Source organism: Pseudomonas citronellolis, from assembly GCF_001586155.1.
GTDB lineage: Bacteria > Pseudomonadota > Gammaproteobacteria > Pseudomonadales > Pseudomonadaceae > Pseudomonas > Pseudomonas citronellolis.
Genome location: NZ_CP014158.1, coordinates 3,084,201 through 3,109,020 on the forward strand (window position 1 = coordinate 3,084,201; position 24,820 = coordinate 3,109,020).

Here is a 24,820-nt window from a genome sequence, read left to right on the forward strand (position 1 = left end):
GGCGGTTCTTCCCAAGCTGAATAAAAGTTTAGGTGGCGCTTGGGAGGTTTCCGATTGGCTTTGCGGCTTTTGCCTAACCGTTGGCTGACAACTCCAGAGCTTTGCCGGTTGTACCGTGACGCGGTACATTTCCCTTCAAGGAAGCCGGCCCATGATCGGGAGTTTCAGGGATGCGTGGCTGGAAGCGTTCTTCGTGCGGGACAGGATGCCGCGGCAGATTCCCGCGGATATCCAGGAGCGCCTGTTCCGCAAGCTGCAGATGCTCGACGACGCCACCACGGACGCGGACTTGCGTAGCCCACCCAGCAACCATTTCGAGCGCTTGCAGGGGCGCCTGCGGGCATACCACTCGATCCGGGTGAATCGCCAATGGCGCCTGGTCTTTCATTGGGATGGCGAAAAAGGCGAAGCCTCGGACGTCTACCTCGACAACCATTCGTACCGATGAGGTGCAACGTGATCATCACCGAACGCAAGCCGGTCAGCGTCGGCGAGGTGCTCAGCAGCGAGTTCCTCGATCCGCTAGGCCTGACCCAAGGCCGCCTCGCCGAAGCGATGGGGGTGCAGCGCAAGCTGGTCAACGAACTGTGCAACGACCGGAGGGCAGTGACGGCCGATACCGCCCTGATGCTGGCCCGGGTATTCGGCAACTCTGCGGAGTTCTGGCTCAACCTGCAGCGGCGCAACGACCTGTGGGCGGCGTTGAATTCGCCAGAGCGACGTGCCCGCATAGAGCGGGCTCGGCCATTGAATCGGGCGGCCTGAATGCCAGGTGTGGTGGAGTTGCGGCCCTTATAGGCACGCTTGCAGGCTGCGCTGAGGTGTTTTGCAGGAGCGGGGGCCCTGCCCGCGATTCGCACGCAGTGCGCGCTTCTATATGGGAATGGCGCGCGAGCGGACTCTGCCCGCGATCCCGTCGGCAGGACCGGTGTTCGGTTGGGGGGCGATGGGTATCGCTTCGCTCAACCCATCCTACGAAAAGCGCCTTGGAGCGGCCTGTTCCGGCGGCGTTTCGCTGAGCATGTAGCCGGCGCCGGGGACCGTGTGGATCAGCGGGTGCCCGAAGCCCTGGTCGACCTTTTGCCGCAGGCGGTGGATGTGCTTGTCGATGACGTTGTCGCGCGGGTCGAAGTCGTAGTCCCAGGCGCTTTCCAGCAGCATGCCGCGGGTCACCACCTGGTCGGCGTGGCGCATGAGTTTTTCCAGGATCAGGAATTCGCGCTGCTGCAGCGCGATGCTGTGCCCCTGGCGTTGGGCCACGCGGCCTTCGCAGTCCAGTTGCAGGTCGCCGACCTGCAGGCGCGCGCCGAGCAGGCGGCGGCCGGGGCGGCGCAGCAGGGCGGCCAGGCGGGCGTGGACTTCGACGAAGGCGTAGGGCTTGGCCAGGTAGTCGTCGCAGCCGGCCTGCAGGCCCTCGACGCGGTGGTGGGTGGAGGCCAGGGCGCTGAGCATCAGCACCGGGGTGTCGGAGCCGGCGGCGCGCAGCCGGCGCACCAGTTCCAGGCCGTCCAGGCCGGGCAGGCGGCGGTCCACCACCAGGGCGTCGTAGAGGTTCTCCAGGGCCAGGTCCAGGCCCTGGACGCCATCGCCCGCGGCGTCGACTATGTGGCCGCTCTCGCGCAGGCCCCGCACCAGGTAGCCGGCGGTCTGCGGGTCGTCTTCGATGACCAGGATTCTCAAGGTTGCACCTAAACTTTTGTTCATCTTGGCGCGAGGCCGACGTTCGCCCGCGCCAGACAAAATATACTGCCGAACACCTCCCGCTGCCGCCACGGACCGCGCCCATGACCCAGGTTCTCGTCGTCGAAGACGACCCCGCCACCGCCGCCGAGATCGGCGCCGCGCTGCACGACCACGGCTACCAGGTCAGCCTGGCCGGCAACGGCCGCGACGGCCTGGTGCGGGCCCTGAGCGAAAGCTTCGCGGTGATCGTCCTGGACCGCATGCTGCCCGGCGGCATGGACGGCCTGGCCATGCTCACCGCGCTGCGCTCGGCCGGGGTGGAGACGCCGGTGCTGATCCTCAGCGCGCTTTCCGACCTAGACGAGCGCGTGCGCGGCCTGCGCGCCGGCGGCGACGACTACCTGACCAAGCCCTTCGAGTTCATCGAGCTGACCGCCCGCTTGGACGCCCTGACCCGCCGCGCCGCGCGCGGTGGCGAGGCGCGCGACAGCCGCCTGCGCATCGGCAACCTGGACATCGACCTGCTGCGCCGTTCGGTGCGCCGCGGCGAACGGTCGATCGACCTGGTGCCGCGCGAGTACCAGCTGCTTGAGTACCTGGCGCGCCACGCCGGGCAGATCGTCACCCGCACCATGCTCTTCGAGGCGGTGTGGAACTACCGCTACGACGAGCGCACCAACGTCATCGAGGTGCACATCGGCCGCCTGCGGCGCAAGGTCGACGTCGACGGCGAGCCGCCGATGATCCACACCGTGCGGGGGGCGGGCTATGTTCTCCGGGCGCCTGAGTGAGATTCCGCGCACCACCAGCTTCCGCGTGGCGCTGCTGTTCCTGCTGCTGTTCGGCGTGGCCTCGCTGGCGCTGTTCGGCTACGTGTATTGGCGCACCGCCGGCTACCTGCGCGCCGAGGTGCAGGCCAACCTGACGCGGCAGATCCACAACCGCGCCGGCCTGGAGTTGCCCGAACTGCTGCGCGAGGTGCAGGAGCACGCGGCCAAGGACCCCGAGCAGCACTTCCCCCAGGCATTGTTCGACGCCAGCGGCCGGCGCCTGGCCGGCACCCTCGCCGAGCAGCCGCCGACCACGGCGCTGGACACGCCCATCGAGTTCAGCCGGCGCAGCCTCTCCGGCGGCGAGCGGCGGGTGCGCGGCATCGTCCACCGCATGCCCTCGGGCGAGGTGCTGGTGATCGGTCAGGACATCCAGGACCTGCTGGAATTCGACGAACTGCTGGTCAGCGCCATGGCCTCCGGCGGGGTGCTGATCCTGATCCTCGGCCTGGCCGGCGCGATCATCGCCGGGCGCACCTCGCAGCAGCGCCTGGACGCGGTGACCGGGGCCATCGAGCGGATCGTCAAGGGCGACCTCAGCGAGCGCCTGCCGGTGCGCGGCAGCTCCGACGACGTCGACCGCCTGGCGGTGGTGGTGAACCGCATGCTCGACGAGATCGAACGGCTGATGCATGAGGTGAAGGGCGTGTGCGACGACGTCGCCCACGACCTGCGCACGCCCCTGACGCGCCTGCTCGCCGGCCTGGAGCGCGCGCAGCGGCGCGATTGCAGCAAGGAGGAGTATGCCGCGGCCATCGACCAGGCCATCGAGGACGCCCACGGCCTGCTGCTGACCTTCCGCGCGCTGCTGCGCATCTCCGAGATCGAGGACAGTGCGCGGCGCACCGGCTTCGTCGCGGTGGATCTGACCCAGGTGGCGGCCGACGTGGTCGAGCTGTTCGAGCCCCTGGCCGAGGAGCGCGGCCTGCACCTGAGCTACAGCTGCCCGGCGCAGCCGGCCTGGCTGCAGGGCGACGCGCACCTGCTGTTCGACGCCCTGAGCAACCTGGTGGACAACGCGCTGAAGTTCACCCCGGCCGAGGGGCGTGTCGAGGTGCGGGTGGAAGCGGGTGAGGATTCGGTGGAAGTGCAGGTGCGCGACAACGGGCCGGGGATTCCCGAGCACGAGCGCGAGGCGGTGCTGCGGCGCTTCTACCGTTCCGAGCGCAGCCGGCATACGCCGGGCAATGGCCTGGGGCTGAGCCTGGTGGCGGCGGTGGCGCGGTTGCATGACCTGGCGATGAGCGTGGGGGATGGGGCCCCGGGGTGTTGGGTGAGTTTGCGGGGGCGGGTGGTTTCGGCGGCGGTGCGGGGGTAGGGCTGGGTGTAGGGGTTGAGCGCGGCTGCCCTCACCCCGGCCCTCTCCCAGAGGGAGAGGGGGCTGCCCTCTGCCTGCTGAAGCATCAGAGCACTCCTGCACCACCGGCTGAGGCCAGGCCATCAGAGCATGCCGAACGGCCCCCTCTCCCTCCGGGAGAGGGTTGGGGTGAGGGGCTCTTGCTCTTTATGCCTTAACCACCTGAAACGCCTCCCCCGTCGCAAAGAAAGCCCCACCCGCCTGGTAATGAATGGTCCGCGACTCCTCGTCCGGAAAATGCCAGCGCCCCTTCGAGAACACCCGCTCGTCCGCATAGGCCGCCACCACCTCGGCGATGAACAGGTCGTACTTCTCCTGGTTGTGTGGCTCGGCGATCACCTTGCATTCCAGGTAGGCCAGGCAGCCTTCGACGATCGGTGCCTGCACCTGTTGGGCGCGGGCGGTGGCGATGTCGTAGCGGGCGAACTTGTCCAGTTCGCCGCCGTTGCTGGAGCCCACCGCCAGGGTGAGTTCGGCCTGGCGCCGCGAGGGCAGCTGGATGACGAAGGCGCCGGAGCCTTCCACCAGGTGCCGCGACCAGGTGTTGCGGTCCAGCACCAGCATCAGCTTGGGCGGGTCGAAGTCCAGCGGCATCACCCAGGCCGCGGCCATCACGTTGGCCACGCCTTCGTGTTCGCTGGTGACTATCGTGGACGGGCCGTGGTTGAGCAGCAGGTAGGCCTTGGCCAGGGGAACGTCTTGCAGGTGGTTCATGGATGGTCCTCGCGGATCAGAGCAGCAGGCCATCGACCGGCTCCAGCGGCGCCGGCAGCTCGCTTTCGCCGAGGATCTCCATGACGGCGATCTCCAGGTGGCGGCTCATGGCGTCCAGCGGCAGGTCGTTGGGCTGGGTGTCGAACGGGTCGGCGATCTGGTCGCCCAGGGCGTCCAGGCCGAAGAAGGTGTAGGCCAGCACGCACACCGCCAGCGGGGTGAACCAGCCGATGCTGTCGACCAGGCAGAACGGCAGCAGGAAGCAGTACACATGGACGATGCGGTGCAGCATCAGGATGTAGGGGGAGGGGATGGGCGTGCCCTTGATCCGCTCGCAGCCGCCGAGCACGTAGGACAGGCGGCTGACCTGCTGGTCGACGTTGGCCAGCAGCATGTCGCTGGCGTTGGCGCGGCGGCCGGCTTCGGCGAAGTCGCGGCCCAGGCGGGCGAGCAGGGCGCTGGCCGGGCCGGGCGTGTGCGCCAGGGCGTCGGCCAGTTCGCTGCCGAGCAGGCGGCGGGCGTCTTCGCTTTGCGGGCGCTCGCGCAACTGGTCGCGCAGCACGTAGGCGAAGGCGGCCAGGCGCTGGGCCAGCAGGCGGCGCCCGGCGTCGTCCAGGCCGGGCAGCAGCGACAGGCTCTGCCGCGCCAGGTTGCGCGACACCACCAGCAGTTCGCCCCAGAGCGTGCGCGCCTCCCAGAAGCGCTGGTAGGCCACGTTGTTGCGGAAGCCGAGGAAGATCGCCAGGGTCAGGCCCCAGAGGGTGAAGGGCGTGGAGGTGATCACCACCTTGTAGTGGTAGAGGGTGCCGTGGGTGGCCACCACCAGCGAGCTGAGCAGCACCGTGTAGAGCACCTTGCGCCAGATGGCCGGGATGATCGAGCCCTTGAGGGAGAACAGCAGCACCCAGAGTGTCGGGGTTTGCGGGCGGAGGATCATGCGCGGGCTTCCAGGCGGGGACACGGAGAGCGCGCATCATAGCCGAGATGGCCGCCGGGGGCAGCGGGGGCGGAGGGCGCAGCGCCCTCCGCCGTGGGCTCAGGCGCCGGCCTGTACCTGCCGGGCCTTGCGTTCGGCCAGTTCGTACAGCTGCCGCGCTTCTTCCAGCAGCGGCGCGAGGCTGGCGGACAGGCGCGCCACGCCCAAAGGCATGGGCATTTCGTCGGCGCTGTCTTCCAGCAGGCGCAGCAGCACGCTGAGGGATTCCAGGCGACGTTCGGCGGTGCCCATCAGATGGTCCACCGGGGCCTGCAGGTTGACGTAGAGCACGTCCTCGTGGGGTTGGGAAAGGGTGGTGAGGGGGATCATGTCAGGCATCGTCTGCCTCCGGATGAGAGGCAGCAGGGCGATGCACACGGATGGCCGGAAATTGCATGTCCATTGCTCCTCGAGTGGGTGAGGAACCGCCTTCCGGAATGGGAGGCGGGCCGCGCGGGGGTAGCAAACCGGAGCCAAGGAACCGGCCAGGCCAAAGCCTGCCCCGCGCGGCCCGCCACAGAAGCGAGAAAAAGCGCCAGCGCATCGAAATGCCTGGCGCTACCGCGCCTTAGCTATCCGGGTTGCTACACCCGTGTCACGGCATTGACCGTGACGGGCAGAGCCTACCGGCGGGGTTTGTAGGGGCTCAATGGAAAGGTCGGGTGTGAAATTTCGCAGAGTGCAGGAGGGGAGTGGAGCTTTTGTAGGAGCGAGCTTGCTCGCGAACAGGGTTCCGGGCTGGGAATGGTGTGGGCCCTGAAGAGCGCCCTCTCCCTAACCCTCTCCCTGAAGGGAGAGGGGACCGTTGGGCAGAACTGGGTGTTCTGGAGTCAGCCGGCAACACCGGAGGTTTCCGGCTGAAACCATTCCCTCTCTCGGCACGGACAAGCCCCCTCTCCCTTCAGGGAGAGGGCTGGGGAGAGGGTTCGGAGTCAACCTCAAGCACCACCACCGCCGGTTGACTCCATTCGCGAGCAAGCTCGCTCCTACGAGAGCAGAGGATCTCACCCCTCCTGATACAGCTTCACGATCGCCGAGAAGTCGAGCTGGCCATTCCCCTGGTTGCTGAACGCCTGGAACAGCTGCTGCGCCAACGCCCCGAGCAGCACCGGCTGGCGTACCTGGCGGGCGGCCTCGCTGGCCAGGCCCAGGTCCTTGAGCATCAGGTCGGTGCCGAAGCCGCCGCTGTAGCCGCGGGCCGCCGGCGCGCCGGTGAGTGGGTTGTTCACTTCCGAGGCCCAGCAGCGGCCGCTGGAGGTGTTGATGATGCCGGCCAGCACTTCTGCATCCATGCCCAGCTTCACGCCCAGGGACATGGCTTCGGCCACGCCGATCATGCTGATGCCCAGCAGCAGGTTGTTCGCCACCTTGGCCACCTGGCCGTTGCCGGCGCCGCCGCAGTGCACGATGTTCTTGCCCATGGCCGCCAGCACCGGCCTGGCGCGTTCGAAGTCGGCCGCCTCGCCGCCGACCATGAAGGTCAGGGTGCCGGCCGCCGCGCCCGCGGTGCCGCCGGAGACAGGGGCGTCGAGCATCGGGTTGCCGTGGGCCTGGGCCGCCGCCGAGACCTCGCGGGCGCTGTGCGGATCGATGGTGGAGGAGTCGATCAGCAGCACGCCGGGCTGCACCTTGGCCAGCAGGCCCTGGTCGCCGAGGTAGACCTGCTTCACGTGGGCCGCCGCGGGCAGCATGGTGATGATCACTTCCACGTCGGCGCCGGCCAGTTCCGCCGGCGAGGCCACGGCCTTGGCGCCCTGGGCTACCGCTGCCTGCACGGCGGCGCTGGAAAGGTCGAAGACGCTCAGGTCGAAGCCGGCCTTGAGCAGGTTGGCGGCCATGGGGCCGCCCATGTTGCCGAGTCCGATGAAGCCGATGCGCATGGGGTTTCCCCTTGTTGTCGTTGTCGGGAACAGGGCCCGCACCGCGCGTGGCCTGTGGCCCCGCTGCTTCCTGCTGGGGGGCCTGGCCGGCGGGGCGCGCGGGCGGGTTCTGGCGGCTTACTTGAGGTGGATGGTGGTGTTCACCGCGCCGCCCACTTCGTTCTCGTCGAACCAGCGTTCGGTGACCGTCTTGGTCTGGGTGTAGAACTGCACCACCTGCTTGCCGTAGGGGCCCAGGTCGCCCAGCTTGGAGCCGCGCGAGCCGGTGAAGGAGAACAGCGGCACCGGCACCGGGATGGGCACGTTGACGCCCACCTGGCCGACGTCGATCTCTTCCTTGAAGTGCCGCGCGGCGGCGCCGGAGCGGGTGAAGATGGCGGTGCCGTTGCCGTTGGGATTGGCGTTGATCAGCTCGATGGCCTCGTCCAGTGTCTTCACCGAGACCACGCAGAGCACCGGGCCGAAGATTTCCTCGCGGTAGATGCTCATCTGCGCGCTGACGCCGGAGAATATGGTCGGGGCGACGAAGTTGCCTTTCTGATAGCCGGCCACCTGCGGGTTGCGGCCGTCCAGCTCCAGCTTGGCGCCTTCCTGGATGCCGCGCTCGATCAGGCCGCTGACGCGGTCCAGGGCGGCGCAGGAGACCAGCGGGCCGACGTCGGTGCCGGCCTCGGTGCCGCCGCTGACCTTGAGCGTCCTGGCCTTGGCCACGAGGTCCGGGATCCACTCGTTGGCCTCGCCCACCAGGATGGCCACGGAAACCGCCATGCAGCGCTGCCCGGCGGCGCCGAAGGCCGCGCCGGCGATGGCGTTGAGGGTCTGCTCCTTGTTGGCGTCGGGCAGGATCACGGCGTGGTTCTTGGCGCCCATCATGCACTGCACGCGCTTGCCGGCCAGCGAGGCGCGGTTGTAGACGTGGGTGCCGACGCGGGTGGAGCCGACGAAGGACACGGCCTTGATGTCCGGGTGGTCGCAGATGGCGTTGACCACGTCCGGGCCGCCGTGGATGACGTTGAGCACGCCCGGCGGGATGCCGGCCTCATGGGCCAGCTCGACCAGGCGCATGGTCACCATCGGGTCCTGCTCGGAGGGCTTGAGGACGAAGGTGTTGCCGGTGGCGATGGCCATCGGGAACATCCACAGCGGGATCATTGCCGGGAAGTTGAACGGAGTGATGCCGGCGCACACGCCCAGCGGCTGCAGCAGGGTGAAGGTGTCGACGCCGCCGGCCACGTTGTTGGCCAGCTCGCCCAGCTGCAGGTTGCCGATGGCCGCGGCGTGCTCGACCACCTCCAGGCCGCGGAACACATCGCCTTCGGCGTCGGGCAGGGTCTTGCCCTGTTCGGCGGTGAGGATGGCCGCCAGTTCCTTCATGTTCTCGCGGATCAGCTGCTGGTACTTGAGGAAGATGCGCGCGCGGGCGCCGATCGGGGTTTTCTTCCAGGTCTTGAACGCGGCCTTGGCGCTGGCCACGGCGCGCTCGACTTCCTCGGCGGTGGCGAAGGGCACGCGGGCGAGGACTTCCTGGGTGGCGGGGTTGATCACCTCGCGCCATTCGCTGCTGGTGGACTCGACGGGCTTGCCGTCGATGAAGAGTTTGACCGTGGGAACGGCAGTAGTGGTGGTACTCATCGGAACTCCCAGCCTGCGGCGGTTTGTTGTTATGGGCCTTGGGCATGCCTCAAGGCGGTTGGATTGATCCTAGCAGTGCATTTTTGATGAATTCAATGCGGTGATGTGCAAGCATGCTCTGCGTTTTTGCACACTCGGAGCCGGCGATGGACTGGGACAACCTGCGTTTCTTCCTCGAACTCTCCCGCGCCGGCAAGCTCACCGTGGCCGCGCGGCGCCTGGGCGTGGACCACACCACGGTGGCGCGGCGCCTGCAGGCGCTGGAAAAGAGCATCGGCGCGCAGCTGCTGGTGCGCGAGCCTTCCGGCTATCGGCTGACCGAGGCCGGGCACGGCCTGCTGCCCCAGGCCGAGGCCATGGAAAGCGCCTGCAAGGTGATCGAGAAGCGCCTGGCCGGGGCCGAGGACAACCTCTCGGGCAAGGTGCGCATCGGCGCCACAGAAGGCTATGGCTCGACCCTGCTGACCTCGCAGCTGGTGGAGCTGAACCGCCGTCACCCGCACCTGGGCGTGGACCTGCTGGCGGTGCCGCGGGCGCTGCAGCTGTCGCGCCACGAGGCGGATATCGTCATCACCCTGGAACGCCCCGGCCGCGGGCCCTACCTGATCACCCGGCTGACCGACTACGTGCTGCGCCTGTACGCGGCCGGGGACTACCTGGCCGAGCGCGGGCCGATCCGCAACCGCGACGACCTGCGCAAGCACGCGCTGGTGGGCTACGTCGACGACCTGCTGTACAGCAAGGAGCTGCAGTACCTGGACGAGATCGGCCGGCCGCTGCACATGGCCCTGCGCTGCACCAGCATCCTGGCCCAGCAGCGCGCGGTGGCCGAGGGCGCGGGGCTGGCCATCCTGCCGGCGTTCGCCGCGGCGGAGGACCCGACGTTGCAGCCGGTGCTGGCGGACGAGATCGAGTTCGTGCGGACCTTCTGGATGCTGATGCCCACGGAGCTCAAGGACATCGCGCGTATGCGCACCACCTGGGACTTCCTCCGCGAGAAGGCCGAGGCGAGCCAGGCGGTGTTGATGGGGCGGGGAACGTAGGGCGAATAACGCTCCGCGTTATCCGCCGTTTGGCCTTGGTCGAACCCCGCCTGGGGGCGAGCCTGGGCATTGCGCTGCGTTTCGCGGATGAGATCCGCTTGTCCCGTAGGATGGGTTGAGCGAAGCGATACCCATCACCATGGTTCAGCCATGGCGTTGGCGATGAAGAAGGTGTAGCGGCGTATAACCGCGAACGGTTATACGCCCTACGCCCCCGGGAACCCGGCGCGTGGAGTCAGGCCAGGCCGACGTAGAGGTTCTGCACGTCGTCGTTGCCGTCCAGGGCGTCGAGGAAGGCTTCGACTTCCTCCAGCTCCGCGCCGGACAGGCTCACCGGGTTCTTCGCCTTGTAGCCAAGCTTGGCCGAGGCGACTGTGAAACCGTGTTCGGGCAGGGCGCGGCAGACGGCGTCCAGGTCGGTGGCGTCGGTGAGGAACAGGGTATCGCCGTCTTCCTCGCCCGCCTCGAAGTCCTGGGCGCCGGCCTCGATGGCGGCCAGTTCCGCGTCGGCGTCGCTGCTGGCCGGGGTGGCTTCGATCATGCCCAGGTAGTCGAAGTCCCAGGCCACCGAACCGGAGGCGCCCAACTGGCCCTTGCGGAACAGCACGCGGATTTCCGCCACGGTGCGGTTCACGTTGTCGGTCAGGCACTCGACGATCACCGGCACGCGGTGCGGGGCGAAGCCTTCGTAGACCACGCGCTCGAAGCTGGCGCCGCCGTCGAGCAGGCCGGCGCCTTTCTTGATGGCACGCTCCAGGGTGTCGCGCGGCATCGAGGCCTTCTTGGCCTGCTCGACCACCAGGCGCAGTTTCGGATTCATGTCCGGATCGGCGCCATTGCGCGCGGCGATCATGATTTCCTTGGCGAGTTTGCCGAAGACGCGGCCCTTGGCGTTGGCGGCGGCTTCCTTATGTTTGGCTTTCCACTGGGCGCCCATGGTGTTCTCTTGGCTGGTTCATGATGGGCGGCAAGTCTAAGCGCTGGCGCGGCGCCTGGCGATATCCGCCGGTGTCTTGCCGGCTGGACCGGGGCGCTCTTCGTAGGATGGGTATCGCTCCGCTCAACCCATCCTACGAAAGCTCGTCCTGGCGGGAGAGGAAGGCGTAGAGCCGTTCGTCCAGCGAGTGGGCGACGTTGAAACGCAGCCAGGGCACGTGGCGGCCGTCGGGCATGAACAACTGGCCGGGGAACAGCAGGATCTTCGCTTCCTTGGCCCGTTCGGCCAGTTGGGTGGCGTCGGCCACCGCGCGGTGCCGGGCCCAGAGGAACAGCCCGGCGCGCGGTTCGTGGAACAGCTCCAGCCCCGCCGCCTCCAGGCGCCGGGCCACGCTGTCGTGGGCCTCGCCGAGCTGTTCGCGGAGCTGGCGCACGTGCTTGCGCTGGCGGCCCTGGAGGAGGATGTCCAGGGCGAGAGTCTCGGTCAGCTCCGAGCTGGTCAGCCCGGCCACCATCTTCAGCGGCAGCAGTTCCTCGATCAGCTCCGGGTGGGCGGCGATGAAGCCCACGCGCAGCGCCGGGGCGATCACCTTGGACAGGCTGCCGATGTAGATCACCCGCGCCAGTTGGTCGAGGTTGGCCAGCAGCAGCTGGCCGGCGGGGTCGAGGTCGGCGTAGATGTCGTTCTCGACGATCAGGAAGTCGTACTTCTCCGCCAGCTGCAGCAGGCGGTGGCTGGCGGCCAGGGACAGGCTGGCGCCGGTGGGGCTCTGCAGCCGCGCCTGGGTGAAGTAGACCCTGGGCCGGTATTCGCGCACCAGCTGCTCCAGGCGCTCCAGGTCCAGGCCGTCGGCGCTGCGCGGCACGCCCAACAGGTTGGCGCCCTGCAGGCGCAGGTTGAGGAACAGGTTGTGGTAGCCGGGCTCGTCCACCAGCACCGGGTCGCCGCGCTGCACCAGGTAGCGCACGGCCAGGTCCAGGGCCTGGCTGGCGCCGCTGGTCAGCAGTATCTGCTCGGGGCTGGCGGCCACCCCGGCGTCGGCCAGGCGGTCGGCCAGCTTGCCGCGCAGGCGCGGGTTGCCCTTGCTGTGGCCGTAGTTGCCGAACTGCGCCGGTTCCTCCCGGGCCAGGGTGCGCAGGCCGCGCAGCAGGCCTTCGCCATCCAGCCAGTGCTCGGGCAGCAGGCCGACGCCGGGGCGCAGTTCCATGCCCAGGGGCTGGAACACCTTGTGCAGCAGCAGGTGGGCGTCGAAGTCGAATTCCGGCGCGGCCTGCTCGTCGGCGGTTTCCCCGGGCAGCGGGCCGCGCACGTAGAAGCCGGCGTTGGGCACGGCGTTCAGGCAGCCGCGCGCCACCAGGCGGTCGTAGGCCTCGACCACGGTGAAGTGGCTCACCCCATGGGTCTGGGCGAACCGGCGGATGGAGGGCAGCTTGGCGCCGGGGCGCAGGCGCTGCTCGTCGATGGCCTGGGCGATGCCGTCGACGATCTGGGTGACCAGGGGCGTTTCGCTAGTGGGGTCGAGCAACAGCATCGAAGCGTCCGGTGGAAGGGAAACGGAAACTGTACAGGCCGCGCGGCCATAACAGCACTGCAGGCACTCCAGCGCCCCTGTGCATGGCGGCCGGGCGGGCGGCCCAGCACACTGCGGGGCACGACGCGGCAGCCAAGCCGCGCAAGCCTGATAACAAGGAATTGCCATGCGCGACACAGCTTACAGCATCGACCCCGCGAGTATTTCCGCCGAAGAGTGGCAGGCGCGCTGCGACCTCGCCGCGCTGTACCGGCTGGTTGCGCACTTCCGCTGGACCGACCACATCGACACGCACATCTCCGCCCGCGTACCGGGCGAGCCGGGGCACTACCTGATCAACCGCTACGGCGTGATGTTCCACGAGATGCGCGCTTCCGACCTGGTCAAGGTCGACCACGCCGGCGACGTCATCGACCCGCGCTTCGGCCCGGGCAGCGTCAACCGCGCCGGCTTCAACATCCACTCGGCGGTGCACGCCGCGCGCCCGGACGTGGCCTGCGTGATCCACACCCACACCGCCGCCGGCATCGCCGTGTCGGCCCAGGAAGAGGGCCTGCTGCCGATCAGCCAGCACGCGCTCAAGTACCACAACCGCCTGGGCTACCACGACTACGAGGGCATCGCCCTGGACCCGGACGAACGCTCGCGCCTGGTCCGCGACCTCGGCCCGCACATGGCGATGATCCTGCGCAACCACGGCCTGCTGGCCACCGGGCGCTGCATCGCCGAGGCCTTCAACCAGATCTACTTCCTCGAACGCGCCTGCCAGGCCCAGGTCCAGGCCCTGGCCGGCGGCCGCCAGCTGCGCTACCCGCCCGAAGCGGTGCGCGAGCGCGTCGCCGTGCAGGAGGAGGAAGCCCTGGCCGGCGGCCTGCATCTGCTGGCCTGGGAGTCGGCCCTGCGCCTGATCGAGGACGGCGCGGCCGACTACCGCAGCTGATCCCTTCGCCTGCGTCCCGGCCCGCAGAGGCCGGGCGCCTAGCGTGCTTGCAATCTGCCAACAACAAAGCCAAGAGGTGGAAATGAAGAACCCGATAGCGGCGGCCCTGCTCATGGGCCTGGCGTCCGGCGCCATGGCGGCCGACCTGAGCGTGATCTCCTTCGGCGGCACCAGCAAGGATGTGCAGACCGAAGCCTTCTACAAGCCCTTCACGCAGGCCACCGGCAACAAGGTGATCGCCGGCGAGTACAACGGCGAGATGGGCAAGATCAAGGCCATGGTCGACACCCACAGCGTCAACTGGGACGTGGTCCAGATCGAGGGCCCGGAGCTGCTGCGCGGCTGCGACGAGGGCCTGTTCGAGCAGCTGGACCCGGCGCGCCTGGGCAATGCCGCCGACTTCGTGCCGGGCACCTTCTCCGACTGCGGCGCCGGCCTGCTGGTGTGGTCGATGGTCATGGCCTACGACAGCAAGCACCTCTCTGCCGCGCCCACGGGCTGGGCGGACTTCTGGGACACGAAGAAATTCCCCGGCAAGCGCGCCCTGCGCAAGGGCGCCAAGTACAGCCTGGAGATCGCCCTGCTGGCCGACGGCGTACCCCGGCAGGATATCTACAAGGTGCTGGCCACCCCCGAAGGCGTCGACCGCGCCTTCCGCAAGCTGGACCAGATCAAGCCGTCGATCCAGTGGTGGGAGTCCGGCGCCCAGCCCATGCAGTTCCTCGCCAGCGGCGACGTGGTGATGAGCACCGCCTACAACGGCCGGGTGTTCGCCGCCCAGGAAGAGGGCGCGCCGATGAAGGTGGTGTGGAACGACAGCCTCTACGCCATCGATTCCTGGGCCATCCCCAAGGGCAGCCCGAACAAGCAGGAGGCGGAGGACTTCATCGCCTTCTCGCTGCGCCCGGAGCAGCAGAAGATCCACACGGTGAAGCTGGGCTATGGCTCGGTCAATACCAGGACCAACGCGCTGGTCGACCCGGCCCTGGTGGAGCGCCTGAACACCGCGCCGGCTAACCTGGAGCAGGCGGTGCCGGTGGACTTCGCCTTCTGGGTGGACCACGGCGAGGAGCTGGAACTGCGCTTCAACGCCTGGGCCGCCAAGGGCAGCTAACCGACGCGCCGCCACACGCTGGCCAGCCAGGGCTGCTGCTCGCGCGGCAGCCCGGCGGGCCGGTAGTAGTGTTCCAGCTGCTCGAAGCCCGCTGCTTCGAGCAGCTGTTTCCAGTTATCCCAGTCGTGATAGGCACCGTAGCGCGGGCCGTTCCAGCCCTCGGCGTTGTCCCCGCGCGGGTTGGAGGCGAAGAGCACGCCGCCGGGCTTGAGCGCCGCGCGCATCTCGCCCAGTACCCGCGGCAATTCCTGGCGCGGCACGTGGAACAGGCTGGCGTTGGCATAGATGCCATCGAAGCGCGCCGCCGGCAGATCCAGCGCCAGGAAGTCCTGCAGCCACACCTCGCAAGCGCTGGCCTGGCGGGCCATTTCCACGAAGTCCGGGCAGCCGTCGAGGCCCACCGGCGCATGGCCCAGGGCCTTGAAGGTGCACAGATCGCGGCCGGGGCCGCAGCCGAAATCCAGCAGGGCAAAGGGCGGCTGGCCGTGGATGTGCCGCAGCAGGGCGGCGATGTTCTGGCTGACGTCATGGTCGCGAGTGCCTTCGCGGAAGGCCTCGGCGGTGGCCTGGTAGTGCTGCAGGGTCAGGCGAGAGATGTCGCGGAGGGTCTGGTCGTCTAGGGGCATGGCGGGCGTCGGTGGGTCGCTGGGAGGGTCATTCTACGCCGGGGTTTGGGGGGTAGGAGCGAGCTTGCTCGCGAACGGTGTTCTGCCGGTCGTGGGTGGTGCCTGTGCTGCAGAGCGCCCTCTCCCTAACCCTCTCCCTGAAGGGAGAGGGGACTGTTCGGAGTGCTCGGGTATTTCGGAGTTAGTCGGCAACACTGATGGTCCCCGGCTGAAACCATTCCTTCTCTCGGCACGGACTAGCCCCCTCTCCCTCTGGGAGAGGGTTGGGGTGAGGGGACGGCGTTCATCCCGAACACAACTGCTACCGGCTGGCACCGTTCGCCAAAAATAAAAAAGCGCGGCACACCCCGAAGGACTGGCCGCGCAACACGCTCAACAGGGAATCAGAACTGCTCGGCCTCCAGCCCATAGAGGCTTCCGCTGCCAGCCCGCACCGCGCTGGCCAGGGACTGGGTACGCGGCAGCAGGCGGGCGAAATAGAAACGCGCCGTCGCCAGCTTGCCCTGGTGGAAGTCATCGGCCTGGCCGCTGGCGGCGCGGGCCATGCGCGCCCACATGTAGGCGTAGGCGGTGTAGCCGAACAGGTGCAGGTAGTCCACCGCCGCGGCGCCGGGTTCGCGCGGGTTTTCCTTGGCGCGCTCCTGGAGTTGCCGGGTAAGGGCTTCCAACTGGTCCAGGGCTTCCAGCAGCGGGGTGCTGAACTCGTCGTCCGCCGCGGCCTCGGCGAAGGCGCGGATTTCCCCGGCGAACAGCGCCAGCAGCTCGCCGCCGTTGGCCAGCACCTTGCGCCCGACCAGGTCCAGGGCCTGGATGCCGTTGGTGCCTTCGTAGATCTGCGCGATGCGCACGTCGCGCACCAGCTGTTCCTGGCCCCATTCGCGGATGTAGCCGTGGCCGCCGAACACCTGCTGGCCGTGCACGCAGCTTTCCAGCCCGGTGTCGGTGAAAAAGGCCTTGGCCACCGGGGTGAGCAGCGCCACCAGGCCTTCGGCGCGGCTGCGCTCTTCAGCGTTGTCGCCGTACTTGGCGATGTCCAGCTGCTGCCCGAGGTAGGTGGCGAAGGCGCGGCCGCCCTCGGTCAGGGCCTTCATGGTCAGCAGCATGCGGCGCACGTCGGGATGATTGATGATCGGGTCGGCGGCCTTGTCCTTGGCCACCGGGCCGGTCGGCGCGCGGCTCTGGATGCGCTCGCGGGCGTAGCCCACGGCGGCCTGGTAGGACATCTCGGCGCAGCCGATGCCCTGGATACCGATGGACAGGCGCTCGTAGTTCATCATGGTGAACATCGCCGCCAGGCCCTTGTTCGGCTCGCCGATCAGCCAGCCGGTGGCGCCGTCGAAGTTCATCACGCAGGTGGCCGAGGCCTTGATGCCCATCTTGTGTTCGATGGAGCCGCAGTTGACCGGGTTGCGCGCGCCGAGGGAGCCGTCGTCGCCCACCAGCACTTTCGGCACGAGGAACAGCGAGATGCCCCGCGAGCCGGCCGGCGCATCCGGCAGCTTGGCCAGCACCAGGTGGATGATGTTTTCGGTCAGGTCCTGCTCGCCGCCGGTGATGAAGATCTTGGTGCCGCTGATTTTGTAGCTGCCGTCGGCCTGGGGTTCGGCGCGGGTGCGGATCAGCCCGAGGTCGGTGCCGGCGTGGGGTTCGGTCAGGCACATGGAGCCGGCCCAGCGGCCTTCGTACATGGCCGGCAGGTACTTCTGCTTCAGCGCCTCGCTGGCGTGGGCGTCCAGCGCCAGGCAGGCGCCGGCGGACAGGGTGGAGTAGAGGGCGAAGCTGGCGTTGGCCGCGTAGACCATCTCCTCGAACTGCACCGAGAGCATCTTCGGCATGCCCAGGCCGCCGAAGTCCGGGTTGCCGGCCAGGCCGACCCAGCCGCCCTCGGCGTAGGTGGCGTAGGCCTCGCGGAAGCCCGCTGGGGTGCTGACCGCGCCGTCCTTCCATTGTGCGCCCTGTTCGTCGCCGCTGCGGTTGAGCGGGGCGAGCAGGGTGCCGGTGATTTTCGCCGCTTCTTCGAGGATGGCCTCGGCGGTGTCGGCGTCCACCCGTTCGGCCAGGGCCGGCAGGCGGCGCCACAGGGCCGGGGCGTCGAACACGTCGGTGAGCAGGAAGCGCATGTCGCGCAGCGGAGCCTTGTAGTCGGGCATGAATGTACCTCGGCGCCCCGGCCTGGCCGGGGCGCTATCGCAAGTGGGAAGGGGAGGTCAGAGCTTCTGGGCCCAGTCGCGCAGGACGAATTTCTGCACCTTGCCGGTGGAGGTCTTCGGCAGCTCGGTGAAGACCACGGTCTTGGGCACCTTGAAGCCCGCCAGGTGTTCGCGGCAGAAGGCGATGATCTGCGCCGCCTCGGTGTCGGCATGGCCGGCCTTGAGGGTGACGAAGGCGCACGGGGTTTCGCCCCAGCGCTCGTCCGGGCGCGCCACCACGGCCGCTTCCAGCACCGCCGGGTGGCGGAACAGCACGCCCTCGACCTCGATGGTGGAGATGTTCTCGCCGCCGGAGATGATGATGTCCTTCAACCGGTCGCGGATCTCCACGTAGCCGTCGGGGTGCCACACGGCCAGGTCGCCGGTGTGGAACCAGCCGCCGGCGAAGGCTTCCTCGGTGGCGCTGGGGTTCTTCAGGTAGCCCTTCATCACGGTGTTGCCGCGCATGAAGATCTCGCCGACGCTCTGGCCGTCGCGCGGCACCGGCTCCAGCGTCTTCGGATCGGCGACCATCACGCCCTCCAGGGTCGGGTAGCGCACGCCCTGGCGCGACTTGATCCTGGCCCGCTCGTCCAGCGGCAGTTCGTCCCACTCCTCGTGCCAGGCGCACACGGTGACCGGGCCGTAGACCTCGGTGAGGCCGTAGACGTGGGTGACGCGGATGCCCATTTCCTCCACCGCGCCTATGACCTTGGCCGGCGGCGCGGCGCCGGCGACCATGGCGTGCACCGGGTGGTCGATGGCGGCCTTGGCCGAGTCGGGCATGTTGATCAGCGCGTTGAGCACGATGGGCGCGCCGCACATGTGGCTGACGCGGTGCTCGCGGATCAGGGTGAGGATCTTCTGCGGGTCGACGCGGCGCAGGCACACGTGGGTGCCGGCCAGTGCGGTGACCGTCCAGGGGTAGCACCAGCCGTTGCAGTGGAACATCGGCAGGGTCCACAGGTACACCGGGTGCTGGCCCATGGACCAGGTCATCTGGTTGCCCAGCGAGTTCAGGTAGGCGCCGCGGTGGTGGTAGACCACGCCCTTGGGGTTGCCGGTGGTGCCGGAGGTGTAGTTCAGCGAGATGGCGTCCCACTCGTCGCGCGGCCAGGCCCAGGCGTACTCGGGGTCGCCCTCGGCCAGCAGGGCCTCGTAGTCCAGGCTGCTGACCGGCTCGCCCTCGCCGTATTCCGGGTCGTCGACGTCGATCACCAGCGGCGGGTGGTCGAGCATGCCCAGGGCGGCGCGGATCACGTCGTGGAACTCGCGGTCGGTGATCAGCACCTTGGCCTCGCCGTGCTGCAGCATGAAGGCGATGGCCTCGGCGTCCAGGCGCACGTTGAGGGTGTTGAGCACCGCGCCGATCATCGGGATGGCGAAGTGCGCTTCGAGCATCTGCGGGGTGTTGGGCAGCATCACCGCGACGGTGTCGCCACGGCCGATGCCGCGCCAGGCCAGGGCCGAGGCCAGGCGGCGGCAACGCTGGTAGGTTTCGCGCCAGGTGCGGCGCAGGCTGCCGTGGATCACGGCGGTACGGTCGGGGTAAACGCTGGCGGTGCGTTCGATGAAGCTCAGCGGGGTCAGCGCGGTATGGTTGACCGAGGCAGGCGCGAGACCCTGTTCGAAGATCGACATATGGACACCCTGTGGCTGATTGTTAGCTCATTGTTCTTGGCTGCCCGCAGGCGGGTCGGGCGGCTGATGGGGCGATTTATAGCAATGCCGAGATAGTTATGGAAGTACAACCATATGCTTATGGTATAAATACTATATTCAAATAAAAGCACCCGGAACTGCCTCCATGCCTGAACTCAACACCCTGGTGCGCCTGCTCCGCGAGCCCGCGCCGGCGGCCGCCCAGGCCGATGCGCTGCTCGCCCTGTGCCGCGCCCGTGCGCCCCTGGAGCGCGCGCTCTACCTGGCCTGGCGGCCGCGTTCGCGCAGCTACGAGGCGCTCGGCGATGAACGCCTGCCGCCCGGTGCCGGCGACCCGCTGCAGGCCAACGACGAGGCCCTGCATGCCGCCTTCGCCGGCCGCCGCGACATGCCCCTGGACGAACTGCTGGCGCTGCCCGGCTGGCTGGGCGGGCGCCTGCGCCGCGCCGGCTGGAGCCATGGCCTGGCCTTGAACCTGGCCCTGGGCGGCGAACCCGGGCTGTTGCTGCTGGCCGCGCGGGATGCCGCCGCCACGCCCTGGCTGGGTTGGGTTGGCGAGCTGCTGGGTGAAGTAATGGCGCTGGCCGGAGGCGCCCGCCGCACCGCGCCGTTGCTGGCCGCCGAGCCGCTGCCGGCGTTGCTGCTGGATGGCGACGGGCAGTTGCTCGACGGCAACCCGGCCCTGCATGGCCTGGCCGCCGGACTGGGCCTGGACGACGTGCGCGAGCTGCTGCCGAGCAACCACCGCGAGCTGCTGCGCAGTTGCCTGGCCCAGGCCCGCGCGGTGCAGGACGCGCCCAGCGAGCAGGGCGGCCGGCACTTCCTCTGGAGCTTCATCCCCGACGCCGGCCAGGCCGAGGTGCTGGTGCGCGGCCGCGAGGCCAGCGCGCAGATCCAGGGCGAGCGCGAGGCGGCCCAGGCGCGGCGGCTGTACCGGCAGATCATCGAGAACACCAGCGACCTGATTTCGCGGCGCACCCTCGACGGCGTCATCCTCGACGCCTCGCCCTCGTCCTGGCCGCTGCTGGGCTACTGGCCGGAGGAGATGCGCGGCCAGTCGGTGCTGCCGCTGCTGCACCCGGACGACCGCAAGCGCGTGGCCCGCCACACCCGCGACGCCCTGGAACAGGACGGCTACGCGACCCTGACCTACCGCCTGCGCCACCGCGACGGCCACTACCTGTGGTTCGAGACCGCCAGCCGCGCCATCCGCGAGACCTACACCGGGGCGGTGGTGGAGGTGGTCAGCGTGTCCCGCGACATCACCGCGCGGGTGCGCGTCGAGGAGAACCGCCGGCGCCTGGCCGAGGTGGTGGAGGCCAACGCCGACCTGGTGCTGTTCGTCGATGCCGGCGCCCGCCCCAACTACGCCAACCCGGCGGCGCGCAAGGCGCTGAACCTGGGCGAGGATAGCCTGCCGGAAAGCCTTGCCGGGCTGTTCGACGAAGCCCTGCTGCAACGCCTGGCGGAGGAGGGCTGGAAGGCGGCCGACAGCCAGGGCGTGTGGCGCGCCGAGGGCCAGCTGCGGCCGCTGGGCGATGGCGCGCCGGTGCCGGTGTCGCTGGTGCTGCTGGGCCACCGCGCGGCCGGCGGCGAGCGCTACTACTCGCTGGTGGCCCGCGACATGACCGAGCGCGAACTGCGCGAACACCAGCAGCGCCGCCACCAGGACGAACTGGCCCACAGCGCGCGCCTGGTCACCCTCGGCGAACTGGCCTCGGGCATCGCCCACGAGATCAACCAGCCGCTGGCCGCGGTGGTCAACTACGCCGGCGCCAGCCAGCGCTACCTGGCGGCCCTGGGCAGCAACCCGGAAGCGGCGCAGCGCGTGGCCCAGGGCCTGGCGCGCATCACCGAACACGCCAACCACGCCTCGGAAGTCATCCGCCGCCTGCGCGCCTTCCTGCGCAAGGGCCAGCGCCGCCTGCAGGCGCTGGACGTCAACGAGCTGGTGCGCGAGTCCCTCGGCCTGTGCGCCTGGGAAGCGGGGCAGGGCGGGGTAGCCATCGGCCAGGCGCTGGCGGAGAATCTGCCGCCGGTCTACGCCGACCGAGTATTGCTGCAACAGGTGCTGCTGAACCTGCTGCGCAACGCCATCGAGGCCAACCGCGAGCGCCACGCCGGCGCGCCTTCGGCCATCGCCATCGGCTCGGCGCTGGAGGCGGACGGCCGGCTCTGCGTGTGGGTGGAAGACAACGGCCCGGGGGCCGACGAAGAGACGCTGGGGCGCATGTTCACGCCCTTCTACAGCAGCAAGCCGGACGGCCTGGGCCTGGGGCTGTCGATGAGCCGCGGCATGGTCGAAGGCTTCGGCGGCACCCTGGACGCGCGCCCGGCGGCCGACGGCCTGCGCCTGGAGTGCCGGCTGCCGGCGGCCGGCGAAGGGGGCAAGGCATGATGGAAAAAACACGGGAGCAGGGCATGGAAGTACCGCAAGAAGCGGTGGTGTACGTGGTGGACGACGACCCGGGCATGCTCGAGTCCACCGTCTGGCTGTTCGAGTCGGTGGGCCTGAAGGCGCTGCCCTTCACCAGCGGCCGCGACTTCCTCGAAGCCTGCCCGGCCGACGCCCACGGCTGCGTGCTGCTGGACGTGCGCATGCCCGGCCTGGGCGGCCTGAGCGTGCAGGAGGAAATGCGCCGGCGCGGCCTGGAGCTGCCGGTGATCTTCGTCAGCGGCCATGCCGACGTGCCCATCGTCATCCGCGCCTTCAAGGCCGGCGCGCTGGACTTCATCGAGAAGCCCTACAACGAGCAGTTGCTGCTCGACAGCGTGCAGCAGGCCCTGCAATCCCGCGCCCGCCAGCACGCCTCGCAGGCCGGCCTGGGCGAGGTGGACGAACGCCTCGCCGCGCTCACCCCGCGCGAGCGCGACGTGCTGCTGCCGCTGGTGCGCGGCTACACCAACCGCGAGGTGGCGGAGCAACTGGATATCAGCGTGAAGACCGTGGACCTGTACCGCGCGCGGGTGATGAAGCGCATGCAGGCGCAGACCCTGGCCGACCTGGTGGGGATGGCTATTGCTGCGGGGTTGGTGGATCCGCTGCGGTTGCGGCCGTAGAGCACCCTCACCCCAGCCCTCTCCCGCAAGCGGGAGAGGGTGCCGTTCGGCGTCAACCTGTAGGAGCGGGCCCTGCCCGCGATTCGCGCGCAGGGCGCGCTCCTACATTGGAATGGCGTGGGTGGGGTGGCGTAGGATCTTATCCGCGATCCGCGCCGGAGGCTCCGGTTATCGCGGATAAGGCCCTACGACTGTACTTGCATGGAGCGTAGGGCGAATAACCGTTCGCGGTTATCCGCCGATACACCGGAGCCATAGCCAACGCCAAGGTCAACCCTGGCGCCGCCGGAAGCCAAGGCCAAACGGCGGATAACGCCATAGGCGTTATGCGCCCCACGTGAAACGCCGCTGACCACCGGGGCATTCCCGGGAGCTAACCCCCCACCGCCGTTGTCTGAAACAACACGGGTATACTCGCCCGCCTGCCCGAACCCAGGAGCCCCGCTTGTCGAAGTCCCGTCCGTCGCGTCCGCTGCTTTCACTGCTCCTTGCCGCCGGCCTCAGCGCCAGCGCGGCGCTGTATGCCTGCCCGGCCGGGCAGTCGGAGGTCTGCCTGGGCGGCTGCATCTGCGTGGCCGACCCCGATGGGGTGTTCGGCGTGCTCCAGGAAGATGCCCGCAACGTCGCGGCACCCGCCCTGGCGCAGTGGCTCAGCCAGTCCCGCGAGCGCATGGTGGCCGCCGGCGTGCAGCCGCTGCCGCTGGACCTGCGCGCGCAACTGCAGGCCTGGTACCCGGACGACCTGCTGCAGGCGGTGCGCTATCGCGTCGGCCAGGGCCAGGACGTCGACGCCGCCAGCGCCATGCTGCAGAACCAGGACGTGGTCGCCGTGACGCTGATCGACGTGGTGGTGTTCCGCAACGAGGACGACGCGCTGCACAACCTGGCCCTCTGGGCCCACGAGCTCAAGCACGTGCAGCAGTACCGCGAGCTGGGCGTGGACGGCTTCGCCCGCCAGTACGTGCGCAACTTCAGCGCCCTGGAAGACCCGGCCTACGCCATCCAGAACCAGGTCTCCCGGGAAATGCGCAGCGCCCGGGCGCCGGCCGGCGACTAGCCGGGTTCGCCGCCGGTTGGCAGGCGCTGCGGCGCGTTTGATGCACATCAAGGGGCCGGCGGTGGCGAAGGCGCAGGCTTAGGGCACAACCCCTGTCCCCCTCCGGAGGTCCCCCATGAACGCCTACACGCGCCTGCTGCTGATCTGCGATCCCCTGCTCCGTGACTCCGCCGCCATGGCGCGGGCCAAGGCCCTGGCGTTGGCCGGTGGCGGCCATCTGCACATGGTCACCCTGGATGCCCTGCCGGTCGGCCTGGGCGTGCTCGACAGCGTGCTGCAGACCCGCGCCCGCGAAGAAACCCGCCTGCGCCAGGAGCGCTGGCTGGAGGAACGCGCCGGGGAGCTGCGCGCCCAGGGCATCGAGGTCGGCGTCGAGGCGATCTGGACCGAGAACCCGCTGGAGGAGGCGCTGCGCCTGGTGGAGCTGCATGGCATCGACCTGGTGGTGAAGGACAGCCAGTACGAGCCGGCGCTGAGCCGGGCGATCATGACGCCGCTGGACTGGCAACTGCTGCGCCGCTGCCCGGTGCCGTTGCACCTGGTCAGCACCGCCGACAACCCGCGCCCGCAGCGGGTGCTGGCCGCGCTGGACCTGTCCCAGGACGACGTGCTCGTCGACCAGCTCAACGACCACATCGTCGAGTCGGCGCAGGCCCTGGCCCGGCAGTGCGGCGCCGAGCTGCACCTGCTGCAGGCCTATGACCTGGCCAGCGGCTACCTGGCCTATGCCGCCGGGCCCGTGGCCTGGTCGCCGGAAGTCGCCGAGCAGATGAGCGGCCGCTCGCGCCAGCGCATGGACCGCATCGGCGAGCGCTTTGGCGTCGGCCGGCCCTACCAGCACCTGGTCAAGGGCGCGGCCACCCAGGTCATCAGCGAATTCGCCAACGAGAAATGCTTCGACGTGGTGGTCATGGGCACCCTCTACCGCCCGGGCCTGGCGAAGATCATCGGCAGCACCACCGAACAGGCGCTGTACCGGGTGCATTCGGGCATTCTCGCGGTCCGGCCCTGAGGCGCGCGGCCATGAAGATGGTCGCGTTCCTCGCCCTGCTGCTGTCGCTCTGGGCCATCGCCGTGGTGGCCTGGATGATGCTGCGCTACACCCCCGCCGGCGGTGACGCCCAGTACGTGTTCCTCTGGGACCGCTGGGAGAACCGCGTGTGCCTGGTGTCCATCGGCAACCCGTCGCGGATCATCTGCGACCCGCGCTCGCTCTGGGTGGAACAGCAGAAGGACGACGGGCCCACGGCGCGTCGTCCTTGATAGCAGGCGCTCAGCCGCCCTGGCGCCGTTGCGCGACGTCGCGGCGACGGGCCTCGGCCAGCGCGTGGGGCGCGGCCAGGCGTTGCTGCAGGCGCTCCAGGTAGTCGCGGGCCTGGGTTTCGTCGTGGAAGGGCACCCGGAACTGGTCGAGCTGGACGTAGCAGTGGCCATCGCGGGTGTGCAGCAGTTGCGTGCGCATGGAAGCCTCCTGGCGGAGCCGGCGGGGAAGTGGACTGCAACCACTTGTACGCCGCGCAGGGGGCGACGGCTTGATCCGCATCAACCTCGCGCAGCGGGCGCTGCCGGCCACAGCCGGACGGCAGCGC

Annotated in this window: 24 protein-coding genes; 12 read left to right on the plus strand and 12 right to left on the minus strand. The window is 69.1% G+C overall.

The genetic code is table 11. The features are described 5' to 3' along the window. Positions 1 to 151 precede the first annotated feature (151 nt). Both PcP3B5_RS13645 and PcP3B5_RS13650 read left to right on the plus strand, forming a co-directional pair. Entirely contained in the window at positions 152 to 448 is a 297-nt protein-coding gene (locus PcP3B5_RS13645) for a type II toxin-antitoxin system RelE/ParE family toxin (RefSeq protein ID WP_043273738.1), read from the plus strand. Between the two features lie 8 nt (positions 449 to 456). Beyond that, positions 457 to 765 (plus strand): HigA family addiction module antitoxin, encoded by a 309-nt coding sequence (locus tag PcP3B5_RS13650; RefSeq protein ID WP_024128404.1) that lies wholly within the window; start codon positions 457 to 459, stop codon positions 763 to 765. A 207-nt stretch (positions 766 to 972) separates the two neighbouring features. Here PcP3B5_RS13650 and PcP3B5_RS13655 read toward each other — a convergent pair whose 3' ends face one another. After that, positions 973 to 1,680: a response regulator transcription factor gene (locus tag PcP3B5_RS13655; protein WP_061561563.1), complete on the minus strand. Its 708-nt coding sequence runs from the start codon at positions 1,678 to 1,680 to the stop codon at positions 973 to 975. A gap of 104 nt (positions 1,681 to 1,784) precedes the next feature. Between PcP3B5_RS13655 and PcP3B5_RS13660 the strand changes: the two genes are divergently transcribed. Then, complete coding sequence (locus PcP3B5_RS13660; protein ID WP_058489774.1) at positions 1,785 to 2,474, plus strand: response regulator transcription factor; 690 nt, start codon at positions 1,785 to 1,787, stop codon at positions 2,472 to 2,474. After that, positions 2,452 to 3,831: a sensor histidine kinase gene (locus PcP3B5_RS13665; protein ID WP_061561564.1), complete on the plus strand. Its 1,380-nt coding sequence runs from the start codon at positions 2,452 to 2,454 to the stop codon at positions 3,829 to 3,831. The genes PcP3B5_RS13660 and PcP3B5_RS13665 overlap by 23 nt, the downstream gene beginning before the upstream one ends. Positions 3,832 to 4,017: 186 nt before the next feature. On the opposite strand, the gene PcP3B5_RS13670 is transcribed toward PcP3B5_RS13665, so the two are convergent. From PcP3B5_RS13670 to PcP3B5_RS13690, 5 genes are all read right to left on the minus strand, one after another. Beyond that, positions 4,018 to 4,584: a flavin reductase family protein gene (locus PcP3B5_RS13670; RefSeq protein WP_061561565.1), complete on the minus strand. Its 567-nt coding sequence runs from the start codon at positions 4,582 to 4,584 to the stop codon at positions 4,018 to 4,020. A 16-nt stretch (positions 4,585 to 4,600) separates the two neighbouring features. Further along, positions 4,601 to 5,521 (minus strand): bestrophin family protein, encoded by a 921-nt coding sequence (locus PcP3B5_RS13675; protein ID WP_061561566.1) that lies wholly within the window; start codon positions 5,519 to 5,521, stop codon positions 4,601 to 4,603. Positions 5,522 to 5,620: 99 nt separating this feature from the next. Then, positions 5,621 to 5,899: a hypothetical protein gene (locus PcP3B5_RS13680; RefSeq protein ID WP_043273743.1), complete on the minus strand. Its 279-nt coding sequence runs from the start codon at positions 5,897 to 5,899 to the stop codon at positions 5,621 to 5,623. Positions 5,900 to 6,564: 665 nt separating this feature from the next. Beyond that, positions 6,565 to 7,440: a 3-hydroxyisobutyrate dehydrogenase gene (gene mmsB / locus PcP3B5_RS13685; protein ID WP_061561567.1), complete on the minus strand. Its 876-nt coding sequence runs from the start codon at positions 7,438 to 7,440 to the stop codon at positions 6,565 to 6,567. Between the two features lie 117 nt (positions 7,441 to 7,557). Continuing rightward, positions 7,558 to 9,072, minus strand: coding sequence for a CoA-acylating methylmalonate-semialdehyde dehydrogenase (locus PcP3B5_RS13690; RefSeq protein WP_009619995.1), 1,515 nt, complete (start codon positions 9,070 to 9,072; stop codon positions 7,558 to 7,560). 146 nt (positions 9,073 to 9,218) lie between these two features. Between PcP3B5_RS13690 and PcP3B5_RS13695 the strand changes: the two genes are divergently transcribed. Continuing rightward, positions 9,219 to 10,115, plus strand: coding sequence for a LysR family transcriptional regulator (locus PcP3B5_RS13695; protein ID WP_061561568.1), 897 nt, complete (start codon positions 9,219 to 9,221; stop codon positions 10,113 to 10,115). Between the two features lie 235 nt (positions 10,116 to 10,350). On the opposite strand, the gene PcP3B5_RS13700 is transcribed toward PcP3B5_RS13695, so the two are convergent. Both PcP3B5_RS13700 and PcP3B5_RS13705 read right to left on the minus strand, forming a co-directional pair. Further along, the gene (locus PcP3B5_RS13700; RefSeq protein WP_043314557.1) at positions 10,351 to 11,052 is read right to left on the minus strand and encodes a YebC/PmpR family DNA-binding transcriptional regulator; all 702 of its coding nucleotides are present in this window, start codon (positions 11,050 to 11,052) and stop codon (positions 10,351 to 10,353) included. Positions 11,053 to 11,185: 133 nt separating this feature from the next. After that, a complete protein-coding gene (locus PcP3B5_RS13705; protein ID WP_061561569.1) occupies positions 11,186 to 12,583 on the minus strand; it encodes an aminotransferase-like domain-containing protein in 1,398 nt (465 codons plus the stop codon). 166 nt (positions 12,584 to 12,749) lie between these two features. Here PcP3B5_RS13705 and PcP3B5_RS13710 point away from each other — a divergent pair, with 166 nt between their 5' ends. Beyond that, on the plus strand, positions 12,750 to 13,523 hold the full coding sequence (locus PcP3B5_RS13710) for a class II aldolase/adducin family protein (protein WP_061561570.1): 774 nt from the start codon (positions 12,750 to 12,752) through the stop codon (positions 13,521 to 13,523). Between the two features lie 82 nt (positions 13,524 to 13,605). Continuing rightward, positions 13,606 to 14,637 carry an ABC transporter substrate-binding protein gene (locus tag PcP3B5_RS13715; protein WP_061561571.1) on the plus strand — a complete coding sequence of 344 codons (1,032 nt, stop codon included), beginning with the start codon at positions 13,606 to 13,608 and terminating at the stop codon, positions 14,635 to 14,637. On the opposite strand, the gene PcP3B5_RS13720 is transcribed toward PcP3B5_RS13715, so the two are convergent. The 3 genes from PcP3B5_RS13720 to PcP3B5_RS13730 form a co-directional block, all read right to left on the minus strand. Then, positions 14,634 to 15,263 (minus strand): class I SAM-dependent methyltransferase, encoded by a 630-nt coding sequence (locus tag PcP3B5_RS13720; RefSeq protein WP_061561572.1) that lies wholly within the window; start codon positions 15,261 to 15,263, stop codon positions 14,634 to 14,636. The two genes, PcP3B5_RS13715 and PcP3B5_RS13720, sit on opposite strands and share 4 nt — an antisense overlap. 383 nt (positions 15,264 to 15,646) lie before the next feature. Then, positions 15,647 to 17,413, minus strand: coding sequence for an acyl-CoA dehydrogenase C-terminal domain-containing protein (locus PcP3B5_RS13725; protein WP_061561573.1), 1,767 nt, complete (start codon positions 17,411 to 17,413; stop codon positions 15,647 to 15,649). A 57-nt stretch (positions 17,414 to 17,470) separates the two neighbouring features. Next, complete coding sequence (locus PcP3B5_RS13730) at positions 17,471 to 19,093, minus strand: acyl-CoA synthetase (protein WP_043314566.1); 1,623 nt, start codon at positions 19,091 to 19,093, stop codon at positions 17,471 to 17,473. A gap of 166 nt (positions 19,094 to 19,259) precedes the next feature. On the opposite strand from PcP3B5_RS13730, the gene PcP3B5_RS13735 reads away from it, so the two are divergent. The 5 genes from PcP3B5_RS13735 (at position 19,260) to PcP3B5_RS13755 (ending at position 24,494) form a co-directional block, all read left to right on the plus strand. Further along, positions 19,260 to 21,512 carry a PAS domain-containing sensor histidine kinase gene (locus PcP3B5_RS13735; RefSeq protein ID WP_061561574.1) on the plus strand — a complete coding sequence of 751 codons (2,253 nt, stop codon included), beginning with the start codon at positions 19,260 to 19,262 and terminating at the stop codon, positions 21,510 to 21,512. 23 nt (positions 21,513 to 21,535) lie between these two features. Further along, on the plus strand, positions 21,536 to 22,174 hold the full coding sequence (locus PcP3B5_RS13740; RefSeq protein ID WP_043314570.1) for a response regulator transcription factor: 639 nt from the start codon (positions 21,536 to 21,538) through the stop codon (positions 22,172 to 22,174). Between the two features lie 445 nt (positions 22,175 to 22,619). Further along, positions 22,620 to 23,231: an eCIS core domain-containing protein gene (locus PcP3B5_RS13745; protein WP_061561575.1), complete on the plus strand. Its 612-nt coding sequence runs from the start codon at positions 22,620 to 22,622 to the stop codon at positions 23,229 to 23,231. Positions 23,232 to 23,346: 115 nt separating this feature from the next. Then, positions 23,347 to 24,243, plus strand: a complete 897-nt coding sequence (locus PcP3B5_RS13750) for a universal stress protein (RefSeq protein ID WP_061561576.1) — start codon at positions 23,347 to 23,349, stop codon at positions 24,241 to 24,243. Between the two features lie 11 nt (positions 24,244 to 24,254). Beyond that, positions 24,255 to 24,494 (plus strand): hypothetical protein, encoded by a 240-nt coding sequence (locus PcP3B5_RS13755; RefSeq protein ID WP_009620020.1) that lies wholly within the window; start codon positions 24,255 to 24,257, stop codon positions 24,492 to 24,494. Positions 24,495 to 24,504: 10 nt separating this feature from the next. On the opposite strand, the gene PcP3B5_RS13760 is transcribed toward PcP3B5_RS13755, so the two are convergent. After that, the gene (locus tag PcP3B5_RS13760) at positions 24,505 to 24,693 is read right to left on the minus strand and encodes a hypothetical protein (RefSeq protein WP_061561577.1); all 189 of its coding nucleotides are present in this window, start codon (positions 24,691 to 24,693) and stop codon (positions 24,505 to 24,507) included. Between the last annotated feature and the right edge of the window lie 127 nt (positions 24,694 to 24,820).